The organism is Terrisporobacter sp., assembly GCF_017888745.1.
In the GTDB taxonomy this organism is placed as follows: Bacteria; Bacillota; Clostridia; order Peptostreptococcales; family Peptostreptococcaceae; genus Terrisporobacter.
Window position 1 is genome coordinate 1 of record NZ_JAGHFM010000148.1, and the last position, 9,089, is coordinate 9,089.

Consider the following 9,089-nt stretch of genomic DNA (forward strand, 5'->3'; position numbering starts at 1 on the left):
TAAAAGAAGTATTAAATGATGAAGTAGCTGCATTAATGTTAACAAATCCAAGTACACTTGGTTTATTTGAAAGAAATATAGAAGAAATAGCTACCTTAGTCCATGAAGCAGGAGGATTATTATACTATGATGGAGCGAATACAAATGCTATCATGGGAATATGTAGAGCAGGAGATATGGGATTTGATGTTGTGCATCTAAATTTACACAAAACATTTGCAGCACCTCATGGTGGAGGAGGTCCTGGAAGTGGACCGGTTGGTGTAAAAAAGGATTTAATTCCTTATTTACCAGTACCAGTCATTGAAAAACAAGATGATAAATATGTTTTAAATTATGATAAGAAAGATTCAATAGGGAAAATTAAAAACTTTTATGGAAATTTTGGAGTTATGATAAAATCTTTTACTTATATATTAACTATGGGAAGAGATGGTCTTAAAAAAGATAGTCAAATGGCTGTGCTAAATGCTAATTATTTAAAAGAAAATTTAAAAGAATATTATGATTTACCTATAAATGAAGTTTGTAAACATGAATTTGTATTAAGAGGACCTCATGGAGAATATAACACAATGGATATAGCAAAAAGGATGTTAGATTATGGATATCATCCACCAACAGTATATTTTCCATTAATAATTCGTGAAGCTATGATGATAGAACCAACTGAAACAGAAAGTTTAGAAACATTAGATAGATTTATAGAGGCTATGAAAAAAATAGCTAAAGAAGGTAAGGAAAATCCAGAACTTTTAACTTCGGCACCACATGACACTATTGTTAAAAGAGTAGATGATGCCAGATCTGTTAAAAAACCTATATTAACTTGGAAAAATAGATAATAAATTAATATACCAAAAAATCCTAAATAAAAAACTACCTAAGAAGTAATTACTCATTAGGTAGTTTTTTATTTATAAGAATATTATATTGATACAATATCTATGTATAATCTATGAAAATTAGAAATATAAACATATATGGAACTATAAAGTATATACTTTGAGCCACAGGGTTCTCTTAAATATTGATGAAAGCATCTAGTTGATCATATTAGCGAATTGAATTTTTTATTATTAATATAAAAAGAAGCTATAAATTTTAAAATTTATAACTTCTTATATCATTATCTCATTATTGTATAAGCCATATAAACTATATAAATTATAATAAATAAATACCCTTGTGTTTTATTAAGGGAATTATTTTTCTTCATAAATAAATATAAAAGAAGTGTAATTGCTATCATAAATATTATATCTATCAATGCAAACATACTAATAGTTATAGGACTTATTATTGTTGCCAAACCTAAAACAAATAATATGTTAAATATGTTTGAACCAATAACATTACCTATAGCAATTTCAGTTTCACCTTTTTTTACAGCAACTACAGACGTTACAAATTCAGGCAAAGATGTACCAACTGCAACTATAGTTAAGCCAACTAGATTTTCGCTCATACCAAAAGATGTAGCAATATTAGTGGCAGAGTCTACAACCATATCACCACCTAAAATTATTCCAATTATACCAATTACACTTAATAATATAGTTTTCATAATAGGAGATTCATTGACAAACTCTAATTCTGCAGTAGTTGCAGTTTCAGTTGATACATCATTATCAATATTTTTAGCACTTTTAATTGTTGCTATTAAGAAGTAAGCGAAGAAAATTAAAAATATAATACCTTCCATCCTGTTTATATTGAAGTTTAATCCAAATAATAACAATAATCCACTTATTAAAAGTAAGAAAGGAGTATCTTTTTTAATAGTATTATCTTGAACTGGCAATCTATTTAAAATAGAAGAAAATCCAAGAACTATAAGAATATTAAAAAAGTTAGAACCAACAACATTGGCCACACTCATATCATTTTGTCCTGCTAACGAAGATGTAATACTAACAGCAGCTTCTGGTGCAGATGTACCCATAGCAACAATTGTAAGACCGATAACCATTGCAGGAACATTAAATCTCCTAGCTATAGATGCAGATCCCTCAACGAATAAATCAGCTCCTTTTATAAGAAAAAAGAAACCTATAATCAATACTATAAACGACATTAAAAACCCCTCCTAAATATATATATTATTATATTTTCAGTATTTGTTTTATCTCATAATAGTATATACCATATAAGCTATATAAATAGCAACTAATATAATACCTTGACTCTTAACAAGAGAATTGTTCTTTTTCATAAATAGGAATAAAAGAACTGTTATAGAGACCATAAATATTATGTCAGTTAAAGCTAAGAAGCTTATAGCAATAGGGCTTATTGTTGTAGCTAATCCTAAAACTAATAATATATTAAATATATTAGAACCAATAACATTACCTATTGCGATTTCAGTCTCACCTTTTTTTATAGCAACTATAGATGTAACGAATTCAGGTAAAGATGTACCTACAGCAACTATAGTTAAGCCAACTAAATTTGCACTCATACCAAAATCAGTAGCTATCTCTGTTGCAGAATTTACGACCATATCTCCACCAATTACTATACCAACTACACCAAGTACACTTAGTAATATAGTTTTAAATATAGAAGCATTTTCATCTATTTCTACATCCATTGTTGTAGCAGACTCTTCAGAACTACTTTTTTTAGCTGTCCTTATAGTATCTATTAAGAAGTAAGCAAATACAGCTAGTAATATTAAACCTTCTATTCTTCCAATTTTTAAATCTAGACCAAATAAAAGTAATAATCCACTTACAAATAATAAGAAAGGAGCATCTTTCTTAATAGTACCTTGCTGTACTGGTAATGTAGCTATAATTGATGATACACCAAGAACCATAAGAATATTAAAGAAGTTAGAACCAACAACATTAGCCACACTCATATCATTTTGTCCTGCTAATGAAGATGTAATACTAACAGCAGCCTCTGGTGCAGATGTACCCATAGCAACAATTGTAAGACCGATAACCATTGCAGGAACATTAAATCTTCTTGCTATAGAAGCGGCACCCTCTACGAAGACATCAGCTCCTTTTATAAGGAAAAAGAAACCTATAATTAAAATTAAAAATGACATATTTACTCCTCCGTATATATGTATAAATTTTTTCTGATATTATAGGATACCACAAATGAATAATATTTACAAAGAATTTAATGGAAATTAATAATTAGATAACTCAATACTTATGTTTTATTATGATATAAATTTTTTCTTAAATAATCTATATACAGTTATTAAAAAAGCTATAAAGCAAAGTATAAAGGAAACACTAAAAGCTACATGTAATCCATATAAAAATAAATCATCTCTTCCTTGGATATAGCTAGTCACTTTATAACCAGCCTTATAGCTCATAGAACTATATAATATAGTAGTAGATAAAGAAAGTCCAATAACCATACCTAAATTTCTAGCTAAAGAATTTATACTACCAGCAATACCTAAATGATTTGGTGCGACTGAAGACATTATTATTGAATTATTTGGTGATTGAAAAAGTGCCACACCTGTACCTGTTAAAAGAGCAAGTACTACTAAATATGGAATTGGAGTATTTATACCTATAAATATAAATAAAAGTTGAGAAATACATACAACTAAAAGACCTATAAAAGTTAAACCTTCAGAACCAAATTTATCAGATAAAGTACCACTAATAGGTGCAACAAAAACCATTGCAATAGGAACACACATAAGTATAAATCCAGACAATAAAGAAGATAATTTTAAAGTGTCTTGTAGATAAAAAGGTATCAACGTATTCATAAATAAGTTTGATGAAAATATAAGTAATGCACAAAGTAAACCTAAAGAAAATGATTTACTATTAAATATAGTCATATCTATCAAAGGATCTTTTGCTTTTTTTTCTCTAAATATAAATCCAATAAGAGTTAAAACGAATAAAATAAATAATCCAATTACAAGAGGGACTCCAAACCCTGTAACTTGCCCAATGAATATTCCCATAAATAATGATATTATACTTATATCAAACAATATAAATCCTAAAAAATCTAAACTTAAAGGAATATCCTTCTTTTTGGATTTTGGAAAAACAAAGTATCCAAGTATAATGGCAAATAAACCAATAGGTATGTTAATCAAAAATATATAATGCCAAGACAATCTTTGAATAATAATTCCTCCTATTCCAGGACCTGCAATACTTCCAAGAGAAACAAAACTTCCTAATATACCTAAACTTTTACCTCTCATTTCTTTAGGGAAATTTTCAGTTATTATTCCGTAATTTGTAGCCATGGTCATACTAGCGCCAAGTGCTTGAACTATCCTTGATATTAAAAGTATTTCAAGGGAAGGACTTATTCCACAAAATAACGATCCTATTACAAATATAAGTGTACCAATTTTAAATACTTTCACTTTTCCTATGGTATCACTAATTTTACCCCAAAAAATCAATAAACAACATATAGTAATCATATACACAGATACTATCCATTCAGCATCACTCATATTAATTGATAAACTTTTAGATATAGTTGGCATTGCTATATTTACAATACTCGCATCTAAAGTAGACATGAATGTAAATAAACATGTGGCAATTAAAATAAGCCATATATTTTTATGAGGATCTGTATTTTCATTAGTTTGTGACATTTTATCTCTCCTTTAATTAGTTTTTATATTACAAAATTTCATAATTATTATCTCCAAAATTATGAAAAAAATAGTAAAATGAGTGAAGAGAATTTTTTATTTACATAGATGAGTTGTAAAACCTAGATTAATGAGATTATTATAAGTATCCCATACTTTTCCTGGAATTTCTTGTTTAATTTGAAATCCATTCTTACCATATAAATCAATTCGCTGTAAATCACCAACCATAATACTTATAAATTCCTTTTTAGAAATTTCTCCATTAGAATAAAAATCACAATATTCTTCATAAGTATGCTGTGGAGAAGTAATAACAAAATCAATTTCAGGCCATTGTTTTTTTAGAGTGGCAAAAGTTCTTCTTTCTCTATAAGGTTTATCAACTACTATAAAAGAAGAGGGGTTAATATTTAATTTATTTAAAATATCTTTAGTTTTACTTATATTTTCTCCTGTATTTGTAGCCTTGTTTTCTATGATAATTTTATTTTTAGGAACTCCCATACCTATTGCAATTTCAGCAAATTTATCAGCTTCAGTCATGTTCCATAAATCTTTAGTAATTCTACCAAATCCACCTGTAAAAATAATTTCATCACCGTATCCATTTAAGAATAGCTCTGCACATCTTGTTGCTACATGTAAATCATGACTACCAAATCCTAAGATTATATCAGACTTGTTAATTTTCTTATTAAGTTTATGATAGTTCCATAAAATTTTTGCATAGTAATCTATATTCATAAATCCTCCCAGTAATTAATAGCAATAATAAACTTTCATTAAATATTATAACTTAAAAAATATATATGTAGATAGTTATAAACTTGGTTAGAAAAGACATTGGAAAATAAGGCCTTATAGGTAGTTGCATGCAATTAGATTATAAAAATAAATATGTAATATATAGTCATTTTTACTTGAGTTGTCCTTTTATTTCTACAAAATTTTTACTGTGCAAACGTTAACCTTCGTGCTATAATTATAATACAAATTAATTTATGGTGAAAATTGGCAGAATATGATGAAGTTAACAAAAAGGAGGGGCTAAATAAGGATAGGGTAATTTTCAAAATATAAGGGAAATATTAAAAATGAAAGGGAGATGTATTATGAAATTATTGAAAAAAATATTTTCAGTTATGCTTGCACTTATTATATTTCTAGGAGCAAATCCAGGTTCAAGTAAAACTATAAAAGTTAGTGCTGCAGAGCGAGGCATGAAAAGTGTTTTCTCAATTGATGCGGGAAGAAAATACTTTTCATTAGAGCAATTGAAGGAAATTGTTGATAAAGCTTACAAAAATGGATATACAGATGTCCAAGTTTTATTGGGAAATGATGCTCTTCGTTTTTTATTAGATGATATGTCATTAGAAGTAAATGGTCATTCGTATGCTAGTAGAGAAGTAAAGGATGCAATTTTAGAAGGAAATAAACATTACTATAATGATCCTAATGGAAACGCTTTAACACAAGCTGAAATGGATAGTTTAATTGCATATGCAACAGAAAGAAATATTAAATTAATTCCAGTTATTAATAGTCCAGGTCACATGGATGCAATTTTAGTTGCTATGGAAAAATTAGGTATTAAAAATCCACAGTTTAATGGCTCTGAACGTACTGTAGATATAAGCAATGGGGAAGCTATTGACTTTACAAAAGCTTTAATAGGAAAATATATTAATTATTTCTCTAAGTCTTGTGAAATATTTAATTTTGGTGCTGATGAATATGCTAATGATGTAGATACAGGTGGTTGGGCAAAATTACAAAGTTCAGGTCTATATTCTGAATTTGTAAAATATGTAAATGATTTAGCTGCTATGATAAAAAAAGCAGGAATGACACCTCAATGTTTCAATGATGGTATTTATTATAATAGTACTGACAAATATGGAACATTTGATAAAGATATTATTATTTCATATTGGACTGCTGGATGGTGGGGTTATGATGTAGCTAAACCTCAATATTTTATAGATAAAGGTCATAAGATACTAAATACAAATGATGGTTGGTATTGGGTTTTAGGTAACATTGATGATGGTATATATCAATATAACAATACTTTAAAAAATATTGAAAGTAAAGAATTTACAGATGTTCCAGCTGGTAACAATACACCAATTATTGGTAGCATGCAATGTGTATGGTGTGACTTCCCAGAAAAGGAACATGATATGGAAAAAATATTTAACTTGATGGATGCATTTTCTGAAAAACATTCAAAATACTTGATTCGTCCAGCTGATTACTCAAAAGTAGATGAAGCTATTGCTAAAATTCCATCAGATTTAAGTGTATATACAGAAGAAACTGTTCAAAAACTTACAGCTGCTAAAGATGCTGTTGTAAGAGGAAAAAAAGTGGATGAACAAGATGTTGTAGATGGATATGCAAAAGCTATTGAAGATGCAATTCAAGCGTTAGAATACAAAATAGCAGACTACTCAAAAGTAGATGCAGCAATCAATAAAGCAGAATCTTTAAATAAGAATGATTACAAAGATTTTTCTAATGTAGACAGTGCAATAAATGCGGTAGTACGAGGGCTAAAAATTACAGAACAAGCAAGAGTTGATGCAATGGCTATTTCAATAGAACAAGCGATTGATGAATTAGAAAAGAAAGATTCAGATACTCCGAGTACAAAGCCTGTTATACCAGACAAGCCAGATGCAGGAAATAACAATAAACCTGGAAATGGAAACGTGGAAACACCAAAGACAGGAGATGAAACAAATTTAACATTATGGATAAGCCTATTAGGAGTATCTGGTGTACTATTAGGATTCCTTGTATGGAAAAGACGTAAAGAAGGACATAGAGCGTAATACATAAGGAAATGAAAGATTGAAGTAACTTAAGTACAATATAGCAAAATCTTAAAAGAGAAAATATCTTTATTACAAATTAAATAAATCAAAGTTTTACTACAATTGAAAGTAGGTACTAAATAAAAATACTTAGTACCTACTTTTAACTATATATTTCTTAGATTTTTCATACTAAGATCAAGTATCTTAGCAGAGTGAGTAAGAGCTCCTACAGAAATAAAATCCACTCCAATTTCAGCAATAGATTTTATATTCTCAAGACATACATTTCCAGAAAACTCAATAATAGCACTATCACCAATCATTTCAACTGCTTGTTTTGCAGTATCTAAATTCATGTTATCTAACATGATAATATCAGCTTTAGCATGAAGTGCTTCTTTTACCATATCTAAATTTTCAGTTTCAACTTCAATTTTTCTAACAAAAGAAGAGTTTTCTCTGCAAAGTTTTACTGCATTAGTTATACCACCAGCGGCAGCAATATGATTATCTTTAAGCATTATACCATCGGATAAATTAAACCTATGATTATGTCCACCACCAACTTTAACAGAGTATTTTTCTAAAATTTTTAAATTGGGAGTAGTCTTTCTAGTATCAAGGAGTTTTGCATTAGTATGTTCTATTTCCTTCACATATTTACTAGTCAAAGTGGCAACACCACTCATTCTTTGTAATAAATTTAGAGCAACTCTTTCTCCTTGAAGAATATTTCTTGTATTACCTTTTATTATAGCTATTTTATCTTTCGGATAAATTTTATCTCCATCTTGTTTAAAAAAAATGACTTCAACATTTCCTAATATATGAAATACTCTCTCGAAAACTTTTAATCCAGAAATAATACCTTCTTCTTTACAAATTAAATCAACAGTAGAAATACTATTTTCACTTATAACAGAGTTTGTACTTATATCTTCTCCAGGAATGTCTTCAATAAGAGCATCCTTTATTATTTTATCTACTACTAAAAAATTAATCATCAATTACTCCACCCTTTTCTCTAATAGCTTGTGTAACTAAGCATCTGTTATTTTCTTCAATTTCTTCTCTAGATTTGTAAATCTCATCTATATTAATTTTACTAAGATTTAAATTATCAATTTTATTGTTAATTACATTAGCGGCTCTCTTAGAAAATACAAGACCTTCAAGTAAAGAGTTACTAGCAAGTCTATTGGCACCATGAATTCCAGTACAAGCAGTTTCTCCTACAGCATATAAATTTTCCATAGAAGTCTCACTATCTAAGTTAACTTTTATTCCACCCATAAAATAGTGCTGGGCAGGAGAGACTTTTATAGGTTTTTTAGTAATATCAGTACCTTTTTCCAAACACTTATTATATATAGTAGAAAATCTATTTTTTAAATAATCACTATCTAAAAAGCTTACATCCAGATAAACATACTTAGAATTTGTTTTTTTCATTTCTTCAAAAATAGCCTTAGAAACAACATCTCTAGGTAGAAGCTCATCTATAAATCTTTCACCATTAATATTATAAAGTTTTCCGCCTTCACCCCTTACAGATTCAGAAATTAAAAATCTTCTTTCGTCATCAGATTCATCATAAAAAGCTGTTGGGTGAATTTGAATATAGTTTATATCTTTAAGTTCTA

Annotated in this window: 8 protein-coding genes; 2 read left to right on the forward strand and 6 right to left on the reverse strand. The window is 28.3% G+C overall.

The window, feature by feature from the left end; all coding sequences use genetic code 11:
* Positions 1-845: aminomethyl-transferring glycine dehydrogenase subunit GcvPB (gene gcvPB / locus J7G74_RS07100; RefSeq protein WP_297133491.1), on the forward strand; the 845-nt coding region annotated here is incomplete at its 5' end.
* A gap of 284 nt (positions 846-1,129) precedes the next feature.
* Here the strand turns inward: gcvPB and J7G74_RS07105 are convergent.
* The 4 genes from J7G74_RS07105 to J7G74_RS07120 form a co-directional block, all read right to left on the reverse strand.
* On the reverse strand, positions 1,130-2,077 hold the full coding sequence (locus tag J7G74_RS07105; RefSeq protein WP_297133493.1) for a calcium/sodium antiporter: 948 nt from the start codon (positions 2,075-2,077) through the stop codon (positions 1,130-1,132).
* Between the two features lie 48 nt (positions 2,078-2,125).
* Complete coding sequence (locus tag J7G74_RS07110; RefSeq protein ID WP_297133495.1) at positions 2,126-3,064, reverse strand: calcium/sodium antiporter; 939 nt, start codon at positions 3,062-3,064, stop codon at positions 2,126-2,128.
* A gap of 120 nt (positions 3,065-3,184) precedes the next feature.
* Positions 3,185-4,618, reverse strand: a complete 1,434-nt coding sequence (locus J7G74_RS07115) for an MFS transporter (protein WP_297133498.1) — start codon at positions 4,616-4,618, stop codon at positions 3,185-3,187.
* Positions 4,619-4,714: 96 nt separating this feature from the next.
* A complete protein-coding gene (locus J7G74_RS07120) occupies positions 4,715-5,365 on the reverse strand; it encodes a YdcF family protein (RefSeq protein WP_297133501.1) in 651 nt (216 codons plus the stop codon).
* Positions 5,366-5,733: 368 nt separating this feature from the next.
* Between J7G74_RS07120 and J7G74_RS07125 the strand changes: the two genes are divergently transcribed.
* The gene (locus J7G74_RS07125) at positions 5,734-7,461 is read left to right on the forward strand and encodes a family 20 glycosylhydrolase (RefSeq protein WP_297133502.1); all 1,728 of its coding nucleotides are present in this window, start codon (positions 5,734-5,736) and stop codon (positions 7,459-7,461) included.
* 149 nt (positions 7,462-7,610) lie between these two features.
* Here the strand turns inward: J7G74_RS07125 and nadC are convergent, their stop codons facing one another.
* Positions 7,611-8,450 (reverse strand): carboxylating nicotinate-nucleotide diphosphorylase, encoded by an 840-nt coding sequence (gene nadC / locus J7G74_RS07130; RefSeq protein WP_297133504.1) that lies wholly within the window; start codon positions 8,448-8,450, stop codon positions 7,611-7,613.
* Positions 8,443-9,089: FAD-binding protein (locus tag J7G74_RS07135; protein WP_297133506.1), on the reverse strand; the 647-nt coding region annotated here is incomplete at its 5' end. The genes nadC and J7G74_RS07135, both read right to left, overlap by 8 nt.

Excerpts from the sequence above, each read along its gene's own strand:
- J7G74_RS07110 (WP_297133495.1), bottom strand. The coding sequence starts at position 3,064 with ATGTCATTTTTAATTTTAATTATAGGTTTCTTTTTCCTTATAAAAGGA.
- J7G74_RS07125 (WP_297133502.1), top strand. The coding sequence starts at position 5,734 with ATGAAATTATTGAAAAAAATATTTTCAGTTATGCTTGCACTTATTATA.
- nadC (WP_297133504.1), bottom strand. The coding sequence starts at position 8,450 with ATGATTAATTTTTTAGTAGTAGATAAAATAATAAAGGATGCTCTTATT.
- J7G74_RS07115 (WP_297133498.1), bottom strand. The coding sequence starts at position 4,618 with ATGTCACAAACTAATGAAAATACAGATCCTCATAAAAATATATGGCTT.
- J7G74_RS07120 (WP_297133501.1), bottom strand. The coding sequence starts at position 5,365 with ATGAATATAGATTACTATGCAAAAATTTTATGGAACTATCATAAACTT.
- J7G74_RS07105 (WP_297133493.1), bottom strand. The coding sequence starts at position 2,077 with ATGTCGTTTATAGTATTGATTATAGGTTTCTTTTTTCTTATAAAAGGA.